This window comes from Streptomyces sp. NPDC029674 (assembly GCF_044903205.1).
Lineage (GTDB): Bacteria > Actinomycetota > Actinomycetes > Streptomycetales > Streptomycetaceae > Streptomyces.
In genome coordinates, this window is record NZ_JBJDPY010000009.1 from 217699 (window position 1) to 234469 (window position 16771).

Here is a 16771-nt window from a genome sequence, read left to right on the forward strand (position 1 = left end):
GATCGCTCAGAGCGAACACGGACCGGGGAACAATCAGTAGCTCATAACCATTGAGTCGATACAGCTCAACTTGAATGCCGAAGGGGAGATCATGGCTACTGAGTCCACCTCGTACACACCGCTCACTCTGCCTGTGCTGCCGCTCGACGACGAGGTGGTCCTGCCCGGCATGGTGGTTCCGTTCGACCTGTCCGACGCCGACGTGCGCGCCGCGGTGGAGGCCGCGCAGGCCGCCGCCCGTTCCAGTGGCGACAGCAAGCCGAAGGTGCTGCTTGTTCCGCGCATCGACGGGACGTACGCCGCGACCGGCGTCCTCGGCACCGTCGAGCAGGTCGGCCGGCTCTCCGACGGCGACCCGGGCGCCCTCATCCGCGGCCGGAGCCGCGTGCGCATCGGCGCGGGCACGACCGGTCCCGGCGCCGCCCTCTGGGTCGAGGGACAGCAGGTCGAGGACTCCGTGCCCGACCCCCTGCCCGGCGCCGTCACCGAGCTCGTCAAGGAGTACAAGGCGCTCGCCACCAGCTGGCTGAAGAAGCGCGGCGCCTGGCAGGTCGTCGACCGGGTCACCCAGATCGACGATGTCTCCGCGCTCGCCGACAACTCCGGATACTCGCCGTTCCTGACCACTCAGCAGAAGGTCCAGCTCCTGGAGACCGAGGACGCGGTCGCCCGTCTGAAGCTCGCCACCGAGCAGCTGCGCGAGCATCTCGCCGAGCAGGACGTCGCCGAGTCCATCGCCAAGGACGTACAGGAGGGCGTGGACAAGCAGCAGCGCGAGTTCCTGCTGCGGCGCCAGCTCGATGCCGTCCGCAAGGAGCTGCGCGAGATCAACGGCGAGAAGGAGGGCGAGGAGTCCGACGACTACCGCGCCCGCGTCGAGGCCGCCGATCTCCCCGAGAAGGTCCGAGAGGCCGCCCTCAAGGAGGTCGACAAGCTGGAGCGCGCGAGCGACCAGTCGCCCGAGGGCTCCTGGATCAGGACGTGGCTGGACACCGTCCTCGAACTGCCGTGGAACGAGCGCACTGAGGACGAGTACGACATCAAGGGCGCCCAGCGGATCCTCGACGCCGAGCACGCGGGCCTCGATGACGTGAAGGAGCGCATCACCGAGTACCTCGCCGTGCGCAAGCGCCGCGCCGACCGCGGCCTCGGGGTCGTCGGCGGGCGCCGCGGCGGCGCCGTGCTGGCCCTCGTCGGCCCGCCCGGCGTCGGCAAGACCTCGCTCGGCGAGTCCGTCGCGCACGCCATGGGCCGCAAGTTCGTGCGGGTCGCGCTCGGCGGCGTGCGGGACGAGGCGGAGATCCGCGGCCACCGCCGTACGTACGTGGGGGCGCTGCCCGGACGCATCGTGCGGGCCATCAAGGAGGCCGGGTCGATGAACCCGGTGGTGCTCCTCGACGAGATCGACAAGGTGGGCTCGGACTTCCGGGGCGACCCGGCCGCCGCCCTCCTCGAAGTCCTCGACCCCGCGCAGAACCACACCTTCCGGGACCACTACCTGGAGGTGGAGCTGGACCTGAGCGACGTCGTCTTCCTCGCCACCGCCAACGTCCTCGAAGCCATCCCGGAGGCGCTGCTCGACCGCATGGAGCTCGTCCGCCTCGACGGCTACACCGAGGACGAGAAGGTCGTCATCGCCCGCGACCACCTGCTCCCGCGCCAGCTCGACCGGGCGGGCCTGGAGAAGGACGAGGTCACCCTCGACGAGAGCGCGCTGCGCAAGCTCGCCGGTGAGTACACGCGCGAGGCGGGCGTCCGCAACCTGGAGCGGTCGGTGGCGCGGCTGCTCCGCAAGGTCGCGGCCCAGCACGAACTGGGCGACAGGGAGCTGCCGTTCACCGTCACCGACGACGACCTGCGCGGTCTGCTCGGGCGGCCGCGGCACGTGCCCGAGTCCGCCCAGGACCCGGCCGAGCGGCGCACGGCGGTGCCGGGCGTGGCGACCGGGCTCGCGGTCACCGGGGCGGGCGGCGACGTGCTCTTCGTGGAGGCGTCGCTCGCCGATCCGGAGACCGGCGCCTCGGGGCTCACGCTCACCGGCCAGCTGGGCGACGTGATGAAGGAGTCGGCGCAGATCGCGCTGAGCTTCCTGCGCTCGCGCGGCGCGGAGCTGGAGCTGCCCGTCGCCGACCTGAAGGAGCGCGGCGTGCACATCCACTTCCCGGCGGGCGCCGTGCCCAAGGACGGTCCGAGCGCGGGCGTCACGATGACGACGGCCCTCGCCTCGCTGCTCAGCGGGCGGCTCGTCCGCACGGACGTGGCGATGACCGGTGAGGTCTCGCTGACCGGCCGCGTCCTGCCGATCGGCGGCGTCAAGCAGAAGCTGCTCGCCGCGCACCGCGCCGGGATCACCACGGTGATCATCCCGAAGCGGAACGAGGCGGACCTCGACGACGTGCCCGCCGAGGTCCTGGAGAAGCTGGACGTGCACGCGGTCACGGACGTGCGCCAGGTGCTGGAGCTCGCCCTCACCGAGGCCGAGGTGAAGATCCCGGCCGCCGCGTAGGCGCCGCGGAGAACGGTGGCCGCCCCGGGACGTCCGGGGCGGCCACCGTCGCGCGCTCAGCCGTTGGCGAGCGCCTGCACCCGGTCGAGGGCGCCGTTGAACTTGTTGTGGTCGCCGACCGTCGGGCCCGACGACGTGTACTGCCACATGGTGTGGAAGCCCCAGCCTGCCGGGAGTTCACCGGGGCTGGTGTTGTAGCGGGCGATCCACAGCGGGTTGCTGGCGCCGAAGCCGGCGTAGTTGCCGGTGCACTGCTTCCACCAGCTGGTGGCGGTGTAGATGACGGCGTCGCGCCCGGTGCGGGCCTTGTAGGTGTTCAGGAAGTCACGGATCCAGCTGACCATCCCGGACTGGGACTTGCCGAAGCAGGCCGCCCCGTACGGGTTCCACTCGATGTCCAGCGCGCCGGGCAGCGTCCTGCCGTCGCGCGACCAGCCGCCGCCGTTGTCCACGAAGTAGTTGGCCTGGGCGGCGCCGCTCGTGGTGTCGGGCGTCGCGAAGTGGTACGCGCCGCGGATCATGCCCACGTTGTACGAACCGTTGTACTGCTGGGCGAAGTAGGGGTTCTTGTAGTACGTCCCCTCGGTGGCCTTCACGTAGGCCCACTTCACGCCGCTGTTCCACAGCGTGGACCAGGCGACGTTGCCCTGGTGGCTGCTGACGTCGACGCCCTCGGTCTGGGTGGCGCCGCCGCCGCTGGGCAGACCGCCCTGGCCGTCGTGTTCGATGACGCCCTGGCCGAGGCGGGCGGAGCCGCGCGGCGGGACGTCGTCCGCCGCCTGAGCCGCCGTGGGGAGCGCCAGGAGGAGGGAGAGGGCGGAGAGTGCTGCGAGGAGAACCCCCGCCGGCGACAAGCGCGAGCGGCGGGCAGGTCCGGGTCTGTGCACGGGCATGGGTATGCCTCCGAAGGCCTCGGTGGTGCGCTGGGGGGACCTTGCGACATGTCCAGTGGTGTGAACATGTCACTTGAAAGCTACGCACGTAGACCGCCCCCGCGGAAGAGGGCCAGAGGTATGCCGTTGGTCCACTCCTGTGGCGGTGCCCGCTGAGCGGGACCGTCTCCACCTTGCGAAATACTGGTCAGGCCGCTGCCGCCACGGCCGCGGCGCGAGAGCCTTCCGGCGATAACTTTCAGGATCGGGAAAGCGACGACATGGGTGCTGCAGAAGAGGGCGTGGAGCGCGGCGCGCGGGGAGACGTCAAGCAGGGCGAGGACCAGGAGTTCCTCTCCCTCGAACGGGAGTTGTCGCTCCTGCTGCGCCGTGCGCGGGCCTCGTCGGGCGAGATGGCCCGCCAGGTCCACCCCGACCTGGAACCCGCCGCGTACGGGCTGCTCGTCTGCCTGGACGACTCAGGCCCGCAGCGGGCCACCGACCTCGCCGCCTTCATCGGCGTCGGCAAGGCCACGATGAGCCGCCAGCTGCGGGCGCTCGAGGAACTCGGCCTGGTCTCCCGCGAGCCGGACCCGGCCGACGGGCGCGCCTGGCTCATCCGGCTCACGCCCGACGGCCGCACCCGCTTCCGGACGGTGCGCGCCGCCCGCCGCGCCAGTTACGTACGCCGCCTCGCGAGCTGGGACCGGGCGGAGGTCGCCGAACTCGCCAGGCTGCTCGGGCGACTGAACGCGAGCGCGGACTCGTGAGCCGTACGTGCGTGGCTGGCGCGTGACCTGGGCCTTGGTCGTACGTGCATGCCTGGCGCGTGACCTGGGCCTCGGTCGTACGCGCATGCCTGGCGCGTGACCCGGTCCTCGGTCGTACGTGCATGGCTGGCGCGTGGCCTGGGTCTCAGTCGTACGTGCATGCCTGGCGCGTGACCTGGGTCTCGGTCGTACGTGCATGGCTGGCGCGTGACCTGGGTCTCGGTCGTACGTGCATGGCTGGCGCGTGACCTGGGCCTTGGTCGTACGCGCGCGCCTGGCGCGTGACCTGGGCCTCGGTCGTACGCGCATGCCTGGCGCGTGACCCGGTCCTCGGTCGTACGCGCATGGCTGGCGCGTGACCCGGGCCTCAGTCGCACGTACACGCCTGGCGCGTGACCTGCCTCAGCCGTACGCGCATGCCTCGCGCGTGGCCCGGGCCCCGCGGAGCCGTGTCACAGCTCCGCGTACACCACCGCCGCGTCGTCGTGCCGCTTCCCGCGCGGAAAGGCGAGGCGGTCCGGATCCGCGCGCTCCAACTCCCGCACCCGGTCGACCAGATGCTGCGGACCCTGCTTGCGCAGCAGCGCGAAGCAGTCGGCCCAGTCGCCCTCGCGGAACGTCTCGACCCACCGCCCGGCCCCGTCGGTGAGCGCCGCCACCGCCGTGACCTCCGCCCGCGGCGTCTCGCCCGTCACGGCGCGCAGGGCGGCCGACGGGTCGGCGGCGGCCGTGAAGAAGCCGTCCTCCGCGTTGCGCAGCGCCTCGACCGCGGCCGCATAGGCCCGGCCCGCCGTGTCCCGCTCGGCCGAACCCCGGGGCAGCGCGCGCACCTCGTCGCGCAGGGCGCGGACGGCGGGCGGCAGTTCGGCCAGGCGGCGGTCGAGGACGGCGGTCACCTCGCCGCCGGGGCTCGCCACGAGGAGCGCCGAGTCGGAGAGGACCAGATGCTCGACGCGGTCCGCGTCCCACCGCACGAGCACGACCGTTGCCTGAGGGGTGCGCGGGTGAGAAAGGTCACAGGTTGAACCATGCGACTCGGCGGTACGCGAGATGGCGGCCGCGAGGATCTCAGTGAGCGTCATATCCGGGCGTGAAACGGACAGTTCGCCCAGCGCGCCACCGAGTCGCGAAGTGAACCAGGGGACTGAATGCGGACAGCCCACCGACCCCTCGGGCGGTGTCACACCGTCCAGGAGGACGAGCGAACCACCCTGTCCGGACGCGGGAAGCGCGACCGCCGCGTAGTCCTCGTTGGGGCGTGCGGGGTCGCCGGGTTCGGTGGCGAGTTCGATACGCATCCGGCCAGTCTGCACGAGGCCTTCACAAGGTCCGCCAGAAGCCGTGAAGAGGCGCCGGACCGGCTCGTACGACCGGGCGCCGCGCCGGAATTCGACCGGAATGATCACCTCCGACGCGGGTGTGGCGGCGCATCCTGCCAAAGCGGATCGGAGACGTCCAACCGGCGCACCGGACGGGCCCCGCACCGGTCGTGCCGGGACTTGCCCGCCAACTCCCCGCCGATGTTCACTCCTTCGGGTGGCCGGCCAGGCGATGCGCGACCGCCACTCACCGGCACTGGAAGGGTCAGGAGCCGTACCGGGGGAGCGCTCGTGTGTTGACAGGTCGTCACCCGGGCCCAAGGGCAGACGAAAACGAGAATGCGAGCACCGGTGCAGAAGATGCGGCCTCGGCGCAAAGGCAAGCAGACGGCCCCTGAAGGGGCCACGCCGGGCGCGACCACTCCGACCGAGCATGCGCCGGAGGGCACGGCCCCGGGCACCGCTCCGTCGCCGGGAACGACTCCCTCCGCGGGCGCGGGCGAAGGCGAAGCGGGCGCGAAGGCCGGGGCCCCTACCGGCCAGGCTGCCGCTCCTGCCGACCAGGCCACTGCCCCTGGCGGTCAGGCTTCCGGTCCGGGCGGTCAGGCCTCCGCCTCCGCGGGCAAGGCAGCCGCTCCTGCCGGTCAGGCCTCCGCTCCTGGCGGTCAGGCAACCGTTCCTGGCGGTCGGGCCACTGCTCCGGGTGGTCAGGCCTCCGCTCCGGGTGGTCAGGCCTCCGCCCTCGCGGGCCAGGCAGCCGCCCCTGGCGGTCGGGCCACCGGTCCGGGCGGTCAGGCCTCCGCTCCTGGCGGTCGGGCCACTGCTCCTGGCGGTCAGGCCTCCGCTCCGGGCGGTAAAACCCCCGCCCCCGCCGGCAAGGCAGCCGCAGCCGCCCCCGACGCCCCCGCCCCGACGCCCCCCGCCCCGGCGCCCCCGGTCAACAAGGCGCCCACCGCCCGCGTGCGCAATCGGCTGATTGTCGCCGTCGCGGTCGTGGCCGCCACCGTCGCGGGAGCGGGCGCGCCCGCCGTCATCGCGGCGTCCGACCGGCTGAACGACACCCAGAGTCTGGTGACGCTCGCCGAGCAGACCCAGCAGGCGGTCTCGCTCGGCCACTCCCTCGCGGACGAGCGGGACGAGGTCACGGCGTTCATCGCCGCCGGGCGCCCGCAGGGCAGGGGGCTCTCCGAGAGCCGCAGCGCCCGCGTGGACCGGCAGGTCGACGAGTTGCGCGGCGCCGACGCGCCGGCCGCGCTCCGAGCCGACCTCGCCGACATCGCCGCCGTGCGCAGAGCGGCGCTCACCGGCAAGAGCACCGCTCTCGAAGCCCACGAGGCGTACACCAAGGTCATCGCCGAACTCCACGGCCTCACCCGCGACCTCGCCGAGCAGCTGCCCCCGGAGGCGAACAAGGGCGCCCTCGCCCTCGCCGACCTCGACCACGCCGTCGAACAGGCCGCCGCCACCCGCGGCCTGCTCCTCGCCGCCCTCTCCCTGCCGCGCCCCACCGGCACCCCCGCCGTCGACCCCGTCACCGGCCTGCCCACCACCGGCACCGAGGAGGCCCCGGCCGACGCCAAGCGCCGCGACGAGCTCAGCGGCGCCGCCCAGCAGGCCCGCGTCCGCGAGCTCGCCGCGCTCGCCGACTTCCGCGACGCGGCGGGCGACCCGGCCCGCGCCACGTACGAGTCGACCGTCACGGGCGCCGAGGTCAGCGCCGCCGAGAAGTACCTCGAGCGCCTCACCGACCAGCCCACGCTCTCCGCAGAAGAGCGGCGCTACGACCGCAAGAAGGTCGACGCCGCACTGTCCGCCCGCATCGAGACGATGCGCGGCGCCGAGTCCGCGCTCGGCGTCGAGCGCACCAAGCACCTCGCCCAGCTGCGCGACGACGACGTCACGGCGCTGGAGATCCGCATCGCGCTCGTCGGCGTCTGCCTGCTCCTCGCGGTCGGCTTCGCCATGGGCACGGCCCGCTCGCTGACCCGCCCGCTCGCCGTCCTGCGCCTCGGCTCGGCCCGCCTCGCCACCGAGCCCGCGCCCCAGGAGCCGATCCGCTTCACCGGCCGCGACGACGAGTTCGCCCAGGTCGTCCGCTCCGTCAACGCGCTGCACGGCCACGCGGCCGCCCTCACCGAGCGCCTGGCCACCCTCGAATCGGACCGCAAGCACCTCATCGGGCAGCGGCAGTCCATGGCCGACGAGCGCGCGGCGCTGCGCGAGGAGCTCGCCGAGGCCTCCGCGCACCTGGAGCAGGTGCGCCAGTCCATCCACGGCACCTTCGTCAACCTCGCCCTGCGCACCCTCGGCCTGGTCGAGCGCCAGCTCGCCGTCATCGAGAACCTGGAGGACCGCGAGCAGGACCCCGACCGGCTCGCCACCCTCTTCAAGCTCGACCACCTCGCCACGGTCATGCGCAGGCACAGCGAGAACCTCCTGGTCCTCGCCGGCGCCGAGCACGGCCACCAGCACCCCGGCGCGGTCCCGCTCGTCGACGTCGTCCGCGCCGCGGTCTCCGAGATCGAGCGGTACGAGCGCGTTCGCATCGCCACGCTGCCGCCGCACGCGCACGTGGCGGGGTTCGCCGCCGACGACATCAGCCACCTCACCGCCGAACTCCTGGAGAACGCGACGTCGTTCTCGCCGCCGGACGCCTCCGTCGAGGTCTCCGGCTGGCTCCTGGAGAACGGCGAGGTCATGCTCTCCGTCCAGGACGAGGGCATTGGCGTCCCGCAGGACCGGATGCGGGAGCTCAACGCCCGCCTCGCGGACTTCGACCCCGACGCCGTGCACGACCAGGAGAGCGGGGACGGGCTCGGGCTCGGCCTCTACGTCGTCGCGCGGCTCGCGGCCCGGCACGGGGCGCGGGTGCGACTGCGGGAGCAGAAGCAGGGCGGTGTCGCGGCGGTCGTGGTGCTGCCCGAGGGGATCCTCGCGGACGCGCCCGCGCCTGCCGCGCCGCCCGCCGTGGTCGCGCCGCCGCGCACCGGTGAGCCCCTGACCCACCTGCCGGGCTCCGAGGCCGAGGCCAACTCCAACGTCCTGCCCGGGCGTCTGACCGGCGCACCCGGTGAGGACCCGCTGATCGCGGCGGCCGAGCGGACGCTGGAGACGGCGCTCCCTTCGCCCTCGGCGGAGACGACCATGGAGCTCGTCGCGCCCCCGGCGCCGGAGGAGACCACCGCCCCGGAGCCGGAGCCGGAGCCGGAGTCCGCGCCCGAGCCGGACGAGGAGTCCGCGCCCGAGCCCACTCCCGATGAGGAGCCCGCGTCGACCCCCGCGCCCCCCAAGTGGGAGCGCGTCACCGACAAGGGCCTGCCCAAGCGCACCCCGAAGATCACCGCTCCCGCGGCCGCCGCGCCGAAGCCGCGCGCCGGCGCCGTGGACGCCGAGGCGCTCCGCCGCCGCCTCGGCGGCTTCCACCAGGGCGCGATCAGCGGCCGACGGGACGTGGAGGCCGAGATCGCGGGGGAAGGCGCGGGGGAAGAGACGGCGAAGCCGTCGGACCAGAATGAACGAGCCGCAGACGTAATGGGGGACTCAGTCGAGGAGGCAAGCAGTTGACTGCGCCCATGCGCACGCCCAGTTCGTCCGCCAAACCCGCCGCACCCGCCGCACCCGCCACATCCACCGCGTCGGCCGGATCCACGGCACCGGCCGGACCCACCGCACCGGCCGGGTCCGCGGGCCTGAGCCACGAGGCCCGCAATCTGCACTGGCTCCTGACGAACCTGGTGGAGGAGGTCCCGGGACTGCTCTCCGTCGCGGTCGTCTCCTCAGACGGGCTGCTGCTGCTCTCCTCCGACCCCGGGCGCAACGCGGAGCGTCCCGCGGCGAAGCCCTCGGGGCCGAAGGGTTCCAGCGCGGACCTCGCCACCATCGTCTCCGGGCTCGGCTCCCTCACCATCGGCGCCGCCAAGCTGATGGACGGCGGCGCGGTCAAGCAGACCGTGGTGGCGATGGAGGAGGGCAGCCTCTTCGTGATGGCGATCAGCGACGGCTCGCTGCTCGGCGTGCACGCCACCCCGGACTGCGACATGAGCGTCGTCGCGTACCACATGGCGCTCTTCGTCGGCCGCGCCGGGCACGTCCTCACCCCCGAACTCCGCAGCGAACTGCGCCAGTCGATGGAGAGCGCCCGATGAGCAGCAGGAGCAGCAGCCGCAAGACACCCAAGACTCCGAAGCTGCCGCAGCGCGGCGGCGACCGAAAACCCGCCCGCGTGCGTCCCTACTCGCTGACCGGCGGGCGGACCAGGTTCGGCCACGTCCTGCTCGTCGAGACGTTCGTGGCCAGCAACCCGGCGCTCGAAGCGCCCGACGAGCGCCTCGAACTGCCCAAGGGCACGCTGTCGAAGGTCATGCCGGAGATGCGGGCGATCGTCGAGATCTGCCGCCGCATGCGTACGGTCGCGGAGATCGCGGCGCTCCTGAAGATGCCGCTCGGCGTGGTCCGCGTACTGCTCAGTGACCTCGCCGACCAGGGAAAGATCCGCGTGTACGGAACGGGCCACGGCCCGGGACAGCCCGACCGCGCACTGCTGGAAAGGGTGCTGAGTGGACTCCGCCGTCTCTGAACTCCTCGACAACGAGGGTCAGTTGCAGGCCTGGCAGACGGACAGGTCACGCGCCCCGATCGCCACGAAGATAGTGGTGGCGGGCGGCTTCGGCGTCGGCAAGACGACGCTGGTGACCGCCGTCTCCGAGATCACGCCCCTCCAGACGGAGGCGCTGATGACGCAGGCGAGCGCCGACACCGACGACCTGACCGCGACCCCGGAGAAGACGACCACCACGGTCGCCATGGACTTCGGCCGCATCACGCTCGACGACGACCTGGTGCTCTACCTCTTCGGCACGCCGGGGCAGCAGCGCTTCTGGTTCATGTGGGACGACCTGGTGCGCGGCGCGATCGGCGCCGTCGTGCTCGCCGACACCCGCCGCCTGACCGACTGCTTCCCCGCGCTCGACTACTTCGAGAGCTGCGGCCTGCCGTACATCGTGGCCGTCAACCACTTCGACGGCAGCGAGAAGTTCGAGCCGGCGGACGTGCGCGAGGCCCTGACGGTGCCGCCGCACATACCGGTACTGATCATGGACGCACGGCAGCGCATCTCGGTCATCGAGTCGCTGCTCGCCCTGGTCGGCCACGCGCTCGACGTAACCCCTGAGTAAGAGAAGGACCCTCATGCGGAAGATACTTGTCGTCGGAGCCGGGCAGTCCGGGCTCCAGATCGCTCTCGGGCTCCAGGCGCAGGGGTACGAGGTCACCCTGATGTCCAACCGCACGGCGGACGAGATCCGGTCGGGCCGGGTCATGTCCACGCAGTGCATGTTCCACACCGCGCTGCAGCACGAGCGCGACATCCAGGCCAACTTCTGGGAGTCGCAGGCCCCGAAGATCGAGGGCGTCGGCGTCTCCGTGGCCGGCCCTGACTCCTCCCGCGTCATCGACTGGGTCGGCAAGCTCGACGGGTACGCCCAGTCCGTCGACCAGCGCGTGAAGATGGCCGGCTGGATGGAGACGTTCGCGCAGCGCGGCGGCCAGCTCGTCATCCACGGCGCGGCGGTCTCCGACCTCGACTACTTCTCGCGCACCTACGACCTGGTGCTCGTCTCCGCCGGCAAGGGCGAGCTCGTCTCGATGTTCGAGCGCGACGCGTCCCGCTCCCCGTTCACGGAGCCGCAGCGCGCGCTCTCGGTGGCGTACGTCCACGGGCTCGGCCCGCGCCCCGAGCACCCCGAGTTCGACGCGGTGCGCTGCAACCTCGTGCCCGGCGTCGGCGAGCTCTTCGTCATGCCGACGCTCACCACGTCGGGCCGCGCGGACATCCTCTTCTGGGAGGGCATCCCCGGCGGGCCGCTCGACGTCTTCCAGGGCGTCAAGGACCCGAGCGAGCACCTGGCGCTCACCCTCGAACTCCTGGAGAAGTTCCTGCCCTGGGAGTACGCGCGCGCCACGAAGGTCGAGCTGACCGACGCGGGCGGCACGCTGGCCGGGCGGTACGCCCCCACCGTGCGCAAGCCCATCGGCCGGCTCCCCAGTGGCGGCCTGGTCCTCGGCGTCGCCGATGTCGTCGTCGCCAACGACCCGATCACCGGCCAGGGCTCCAACTCGGCGTCCAAGTGCGCCGCCTCGTACATCTCCTCCATCGTCGAGCACGGCGACAAGCCGTTCGACGCGGAGTGGATGCAGTCGGCGTTCGACCGCTACTGGGACACCGCCCAGTGGGTCACCAAGTGGACCAACGCCATGCTGGGCGCCCCGCCGGAGCACGTCCTGAACATCCTCGGCGCGGCCGGCCAGCTGCAGCCGGTCGCCGACCGGTTCGCCAACGGCTTCAACGACCCGGCCGACTTCGAGAACTTCTTCTTCGACCCGGAGAAGGCGGCCGCCTACCTGGAGTCGGTGGCGCCCGGCGCCTGACCCCCGCCGTACCCGAGGTCGCTGCCCGAGGTGGCGCCCTCGGGCAGCTTCGGCGGCGTGTACGTCGACACGGCCCGGCCCCCGGGGTCGGGTCGCACCGCCCCGAGCACCGGGTTCGCCGCGATCGGCGAGACCTTGACGCGGGCGCCGGGGCGCGGCGCCTGGACGACCTTGCCGTCGCCCAGGTACATGGCCACGTGCGTGGCCTTGCGGAAGTAGACGACGAGGTCGCCGGGGCGCAGCTTCGACAGGGGGATGCGGCGCAGCTCGGCCCACTGCTCCTGGCTGGTCCGCGGGATCTTCCGGCCCGCGTGCGCCCAGGCCCGCGAGGTCAGCCCCGAGCAGTCGAACGCCTTCGGGCCCTCGGCGCCCCACTTGTAGGGCCGCCCGATCTGCCGCACCGCGTAGTCGAGGGCCTTGTCGCCCTGGCGGGATGGGGGCCGGGTGGCGGGGCTCCCACCGCGCGCGCCGGACGCCCCGGGCGCCCCGTATACCCCGGGCGCTCCGTACGCCCCAGGCTCCCCGAGCGCGCCCGACGCCAGGAATTCCTCCTGCGCCTCGGCCGTGCCCGCCTCCTCCGCCTCCCTGAGCGCGGCCAGCTGGTCCGCGCTCAGGGAGGAGAGCAGCTCCTCGACCTCCCGCAGCTGCCCCTCGACCTTGTCGCGCTGCTTCTTCTGGCGTGCGGCGAGGGCGGCCTGGGCGGTCAGTGCCTTCTTCGCCGCCCTCGCGAGGTCGTCCGCCTTCTTCTCGCCGCCGACCAGCCGCTGCACGGTGGCGGCCCGGCCCGCGGCCACCCGCCCGATCACGTGCCCCTGGTCGAGGGCGCGCTGCGGGTCGCGGGCGAGCAGCAGGCGTACGTAGGGGGAGAGCTCGGTGGTGCCCTGGTACTGCTGCCGGGCGAACAGGCCCGCGTCGCCCCGGCTGTCGCGCACGGCGGCGCGCGCCTTCGCCAACGCGTCGTCCAGGGCCTTCGCCCTGGCTCGCTGCTTCTTCAGCTTCTCCTCGGTCGCGTTGTACGTCTCCGAGGCTTCCTCGGCCGATCGGTAGAGCCGGTGAAGGTCCGTCAGGAGGGCGGTGACGCTCTGCCCTTCCGGGGTCGGGGCCGCCTGGGCCGGGGGAGCGGTCATGCACAGGGCGCCGAGGGCGGCCCCTGTGCAGACCCACCGCAGCAGCGTGTCTGACACGTCATCACCTCCGGTGCGCGGAGGGCTCTCCTGCGCGCAGGGTGAGCTTCAGGCCCGGCCGAGGGGTTCGCCTCCCGGCGGGAGCGGTCGGCGCAACCTGGGTCACCCTTGCAGGGGGCGTCGGCGTGGTGGGTTGCGTCCCGTCGTTCACGTCTGCGGGTGGATGGGGGCCGGTCGCGCAGTTCCCCGCGCCCCTGAAATCCCCGCGTCCCGCCGTTTGTGCCTGCGGGTGGGCGGTGGCTGGTCGCGCAGTTCCCCGCGCCCCTGGAATCCCCCCTGCACGGGGCGCTTCAGGGGGGCGGGGCGAAGGTGCAGGGTCAGGGGCGCGGGGAACTGCGCGACCGGCCACGACCTACCCGCAGAGGCGCACGGTCAGCGGGGCCCCGGTTTGGACCACGGCCACTTCAGGCCGCCCCCCTTGTCGCCCTCCGGGTCGAACTCGTAGTGCCACTTGCCGGGCCTGGTGGGGGTGCGGCGGTACACCAGGACCGTCGGCGGGCCGCCCGCGTCGTCCGGGACGGGCACGCGGTATGTCTTCGGGGGGTGCCCGGTCGGCCCGACGAGGACCGGGAGGACCCGGCCGTCCAGGGGGCCGCCCACGAACGGGGTGTCTTCGCTCTTCACGCCCCCAGTGTCACACCCTGACGTGCGACGGGGCTCAGAGCAGGTGCGCCGCGTCGGCCACCACGGGCAGCACGCCCCGCGCGAGGTCGCCGACGGGTCCTTCCGGCGACTCCAGGGTCAGCGCCCACCGGACGACGTCCGCGGTCTGCGCGTCGCGTCCCGCCGTCGTCACGAGCACCGCCATGAACTGCTCCACGAGCATGTCCCGCAGGTCGTCGAGCGGCGGCTGCTTCTCCTCGTCGAGCCAGATCAGCGAGGCCGCCTCGACCGCGGTGATCCACATCCGTACGGTCATCCGCAGCCGCGGGCCCGGCTCCGGCACGCCCAGGTGGCTGAGGATGTGCTCGGCGGCGGCCCGGCGCACGCCGTCCACGATGGCGGTCGTCCGCGAGGTCTCCACCACGCTGCCGCCCTGCAACAGCGCGCTGAACCCCGTGTCGTGCTGGTCGACGAAGGCCAGGTACCGGTCGAGCGCCCGGGAGAGCCGCCGGGTGAGCGGCCCGTCCGGCGGCTCGGCGAAGCACTGCTCGAGGTCGTCGGCGGCGGACCGCAGCGCGGCCTCGTACAGCTGCTGCTTCCCGCCGGGGAAGTACCGGTACACGAGCGGCCGCGAGACCCCGGCCGCCTCCGCGACGTCGTCGAGGTTGACCTCCTCGGGCGCACGGTGCGCGAAGAGGGTGAGCGCGGAGTCCAGCAACTGCCGCCGCCGCGCCTCGACGCTCATGCGACGGTAGGCAGGGGTGGCGGCAGGCGAAGTCATGCCCGCAGCGTAACTCGGGGTGCGCCCCTTCAGGGGGGCGCGACCACCCCGGGGCGCCCCGCAGGGGCGCTTCAGGGGCGCGGGGAACTGCGCGACCAGCCACACACAACCCGCAGCGAAGAACCCTAGGCCAGCAACCCCGAAGACCGCCAAAGCCGTCGGCCGACACCTCGCATCACACCAATGTCATCCAAAAAGTCCGTCAACCTCTTCGCCCCCGCCTGCATGACCTCCCTCCGGTGCCCGCTAGCCTTCACCTGCGCCACCGCTTCCCGCCGGTCGAGGCCGACGTTCGTGTAGACCTCCGGGTTCACGAAGGCGATGGAGAAGACCCGTGCGGCCTCGCCGCAGCTGAGCCGGGTGAGTTCGCGCTCCCAGCGGGGCGCGGTCACCATCTGGCGCCGCAACTCCTCACGGGCGTAACGGACATGGCGCGCCTCCTCCACGACGTGGATGCGGGTCACGCCGCGCACCAGCGTCTGGACCCGCTCGTCCGGGAAGGTGAGCCGCTGCATCCAGTCGAGGATCTCCTCGCCGAGGAGGGTGCAGGCGAAGGAGCCGGGGGTGGTGGAGACCGTCTTCAGGACGCGCGCGAGGTTGTGGTTGAGGCGCGTGACCGGGTACGTCGGGGCGCCGCCCTTCTGGATCATCCGGGCGAACATCATCGAGTGCCGGCACTCGTCGGCGATCTCGGTGAGCGCGTACCGCACATGCGCGCTGGTCACGGACTTGTCGTAGATGTGCCGGACGAGCAGCTGCATCAGGATGATCTCGAACCAGATGCCGAGCGAGGCGAGCGAGGCGGCCTCGTGCCGGGCGAGGTCGAGCCGCTGCTCCTCGGACATCCGCTTCCACATCGGGGTGTCGTAGAGGGAGACGAGCTCCGGCGGCCAGAACCACTTGCCCTCCTCGACGGGCGCGTCCCAGTCGAGCTCCTTGTCGGGGTCGAAGGAGTGCTTGGCGGACGACTCCAGGAGCCGGGCGGCCACCTGCTCCCGGTCCTTGAGCAGCCCGAGCGCGTCCCGCAGGCCGTCGAGCGAAACGTCTTCCGTCACGGTCGTCATGGCTGTTCCTGCCTTGTCGCGGGGTTACCGGCGGTCAAGTCTTATGAGACTGCTTGTCAGCAAGGCCGTCAATCCCTTGCGCGCGACTTGTTGACCCCTTGTCCATCAGCGTGTGAGCCTGCCGTCATGGCGACGCACGAGCTTTACACCAGTCCGCCGGCTGGGCTCAACTGGCAAGTACCGTCCGCCGGTTCGGCCCGTTTCAGCTGGGAGTACGACGACGGCCGCGACCGCCTCCTCGCTCTCTACCAGAAGGGCAAGGACAAGCAGTGGGACGGCGCCAAGCGCATCGAATGGGACCTCGAAGTGGACCCGCTCGACCCCCTCGGCACCCCCGACGAGTCGATGACCCTCTACGGCACGCCGCACTGGGCCAAGATGACCGACAGGGACAAGGGCGAGCTGCGCAAGCACTACGCGTCCTGGCAGTTCAGCCAGTTCCTGCACGGCGAGCAGGGTGCCATGGTCTGCGCGGCCCGCATCGTCGAGTCCGTCCCCGACCTGGACGCCAAGTTCTACTCCGCCACCCAGACCATGGACGAGGCGCGGCACGCGGAGATCTACGGCCGTTTCCTGCACGAGAAGATCGGGATGCTCTACCCGATCAACGACAACCTCCAGGAGCTGCTCGGCGACACCCTGCGCGACTCGCGCTGGGACATGCCCTACCTCGGCATGCAGGTGCTCATCGAGGGCCTCGCCCTCGCCGCGTTCGGCATGATCCGCGACACCACGGACAAGCCGCTGCCCCAGCAGATCCTCGCCTACGTCATGCAGGACGAGGCCCGGCACGTGGCCTTCGGCCGGATGGCGCTGCGCGACTACTACAAGCAGCTCACGGACGCCGAACTGCGCGAGCGCGAGGAGTTCGTCATCGAGGGCTGCTACCTGATGCGCGACAGGCTGCGCGGCGTCGAGGTCCTGGAGAACTTCGGCATCCCCAGGGCGCAGGCCCAGGAGTACAGCGAGCAGTCCGAGTTCCTGGCGCTCTTCCGGCAGCTGCTGTTCTCCCGCATCGTGCCGTGCGTCAAGGACATCGGCCTGTGGGGCAAGCGCCTCCAGGAGGCGTACGTCGACATGGGCGTCTTCGAGATGGGCGACGCCAACCTCGACCAGCTCATGGCGCAGGACGAGGAGATCGCCGAGAAGCTGGACGCGGAGCGCTTCGCGGCCGAGGAGCACGAGCGCGTGGCGGAGGTGCGGGACGCGATCGCGTCGGGCGAAGCGGGCTGACCCCACCGGGGAA

At 72.2% G+C, this 16771-nt stretch carries 14 protein-coding genes; 8 read left to right on the forward strand and 6 right to left on the reverse strand.

Annotated features, from left to right (window positions below; translation table 11 throughout):
• Window positions 1–91 precede the first annotated feature (91 nt).
• On the forward strand, window positions 92–2506 hold the full coding sequence (lon, locus tag ACI2L3_RS22905; protein WP_404754230.1) for an endopeptidase La: 2415 nt from the start codon (window positions 92–94) through the stop codon (window positions 2504–2506).
• Between the two features lie 56 nt (window positions 2507–2562).
• Here lon and ACI2L3_RS22910 read toward each other — a convergent pair whose 3' ends face one another.
• Window positions 2563–3399 carry a lysozyme gene (locus ACI2L3_RS22910; RefSeq protein WP_404754231.1) on the reverse strand — a complete coding sequence of 279 codons (837 nt, stop codon included), beginning with the start codon at window positions 3397–3399 and terminating at the stop codon, window positions 2563–2565.
• Between the two features lie 260 nt (window positions 3400–3659).
• On the opposite strand from ACI2L3_RS22910, the gene ACI2L3_RS22915 reads away from it, so the two are divergent.
• Entirely contained in the window at window positions 3660–4148 is a 489-nt protein-coding gene (locus ACI2L3_RS22915; RefSeq protein WP_404754232.1) for a MarR family winged helix-turn-helix transcriptional regulator, read from the forward strand.
• Window positions 4149–4600: 452 nt separating this feature from the next.
• On the opposite strand, the gene ACI2L3_RS22920 is transcribed toward ACI2L3_RS22915, so the two are convergent.
• Window positions 4601–5446, reverse strand: coding sequence for a protein phosphatase 2C domain-containing protein (locus ACI2L3_RS22920; RefSeq protein ID WP_404754233.1), 846 nt, complete (start codon window positions 5444–5446; stop codon window positions 4601–4603).
• 981 nt (window positions 5447–6427) lie between these two features.
• On the opposite strand from ACI2L3_RS22920, the gene ACI2L3_RS22925 reads away from it, so the two are divergent.
• The 5 genes from ACI2L3_RS22925 to ACI2L3_RS22945 are packed head-to-tail and all read left to right on the forward strand — an operon-like array spanning window position 6428 to window position 11893.
• Window positions 6428–9031 (forward strand): nitrate- and nitrite sensing domain-containing protein, encoded by a 2604-nt coding sequence (locus ACI2L3_RS22925; protein WP_404754234.1) that lies wholly within the window; start codon window positions 6428–6430, stop codon window positions 9029–9031.
• 8 nt (window positions 9032–9039) lie between these two features.
• Window positions 9040–9612 (forward strand): roadblock/LC7 domain-containing protein, encoded by a 573-nt coding sequence (locus ACI2L3_RS22930; protein WP_404754235.1) that lies wholly within the window; start codon window positions 9040–9042, stop codon window positions 9610–9612.
• Complete coding sequence (locus ACI2L3_RS22935; protein WP_404754236.1) at window positions 9609–10043, forward strand: DUF742 domain-containing protein; 435 nt, start codon at window positions 9609–9611, stop codon at window positions 10041–10043. Before ACI2L3_RS22930 ends, ACI2L3_RS22935 begins: the two co-directional genes overlap by 4 nt.
• A complete protein-coding gene (locus ACI2L3_RS22940) occupies window positions 10024–10641 on the forward strand; it encodes a GTP-binding protein (RefSeq protein WP_404754237.1) in 618 nt (205 codons plus the stop codon). Before ACI2L3_RS22935 ends, ACI2L3_RS22940 begins: the two co-directional genes overlap by 20 nt.
• Before the next feature lie 13 nt (window positions 10642–10654).
• A complete protein-coding gene (locus ACI2L3_RS22945) occupies window positions 10655–11893 on the forward strand; it encodes a styrene monooxygenase/indole monooxygenase family protein (RefSeq protein ID WP_404754238.1) in 1239 nt (412 codons plus the stop codon).
• Here ACI2L3_RS22945 and ACI2L3_RS22950 read toward each other — a convergent pair.
• The 4 genes from ACI2L3_RS22950 to ACI2L3_RS22965 all read right to left on the reverse strand — a co-directional run bounded on the left by ACI2L3_RS22950 (window position 11863) and on the right by ACI2L3_RS22965 (window position 15525).
• Window positions 11863–13077, reverse strand: coding sequence for a C40 family peptidase (locus tag ACI2L3_RS22950; RefSeq protein WP_404754239.1), 1215 nt, complete (start codon window positions 13075–13077; stop codon window positions 11863–11865). The genes ACI2L3_RS22945 and ACI2L3_RS22950 overlap by 31 nt on opposite strands.
• A 372-nt stretch (window positions 13078–13449) precedes the next feature.
• Window positions 13450–13701 carry a hypothetical protein gene (locus tag ACI2L3_RS22955; protein WP_404754240.1) on the reverse strand — a complete coding sequence of 84 codons (252 nt, stop codon included), beginning with the start codon at window positions 13699–13701 and terminating at the stop codon, window positions 13450–13452.
• A 34-nt stretch (window positions 13702–13735) separates the two neighbouring features.
• Window positions 13736–14461, reverse strand: a complete 726-nt coding sequence (locus ACI2L3_RS22960) for a TetR/AcrR family transcriptional regulator (protein WP_404754241.1) — start codon at window positions 14459–14461, stop codon at window positions 13736–13738.
• A 125-nt stretch (window positions 14462–14586) separates the two neighbouring features.
• Complete coding sequence (locus tag ACI2L3_RS22965) at window positions 14587–15525, reverse strand: diiron oxygenase (protein ID WP_404754242.1); 939 nt, start codon at window positions 15523–15525, stop codon at window positions 14587–14589.
• Between the two features lie 126 nt (window positions 15526–15651).
• On the opposite strand from ACI2L3_RS22965, the gene ACI2L3_RS22970 reads away from it, so the two are divergent.
• Entirely contained in the window at window positions 15652–16758 is a 1107-nt protein-coding gene (locus tag ACI2L3_RS22970; RefSeq protein WP_404754243.1) for a ferritin-like domain-containing protein, read from the forward strand.
• The last annotated feature ends 13 nt before the right edge of the window (window positions 16759–16771 follow it).

Bases quoted from the DNA above. Each gene is read 5' to 3' on its own strand.
- lon (WP_404754230.1), top strand. From the start codon at position 92: ATGGCTACTGAGTCCACCTCGTACACACCGCTCACTCTGCCTGTGCTG.
- ACI2L3_RS22910 (WP_404754231.1), bottom strand. From the start codon at position 3,399: ATGCCCGTGCACAGACCCGGACCTGCCCGCCGCTCGCGCTTGTCGCCG.
- ACI2L3_RS22915 (WP_404754232.1), top strand. From the start codon at position 3,660: ATGGGTGCTGCAGAAGAGGGCGTGGAGCGCGGCGCGCGGGGAGACGTC.
- ACI2L3_RS22920 (WP_404754233.1), bottom strand. From the start codon at position 5,446: ATGCGTATCGAACTCGCCACCGAACCCGGCGACCCCGCACGCCCCAAC.
- ACI2L3_RS22930 (WP_404754235.1), top strand. From the start codon at position 9,040: ATGCGCACGCCCAGTTCGTCCGCCAAACCCGCCGCACCCGCCGCACCC.
- ACI2L3_RS22935 (WP_404754236.1), top strand. From the start codon at position 9,609: ATGAGCAGCAGGAGCAGCAGCCGCAAGACACCCAAGACTCCGAAGCTG.
- ACI2L3_RS22945 (WP_404754238.1), top strand. From the start codon at position 10,655: ATGCGGAAGATACTTGTCGTCGGAGCCGGGCAGTCCGGGCTCCAGATC.
- ACI2L3_RS22960 (WP_404754241.1), bottom strand. From the start codon at position 14,461: ATGACTTCGCCTGCCGCCACCCCTGCCTACCGTCGCATGAGCGTCGAG.
- ACI2L3_RS22965 (WP_404754242.1), bottom strand. From the start codon at position 15,525: ATGACGACCGTGACGGAAGACGTTTCGCTCGACGGCCTGCGGGACGCG.
- ACI2L3_RS22970 (WP_404754243.1), top strand. From the start codon at position 15,652: ATGGCGACGCACGAGCTTTACACCAGTCCGCCGGCTGGGCTCAACTGG.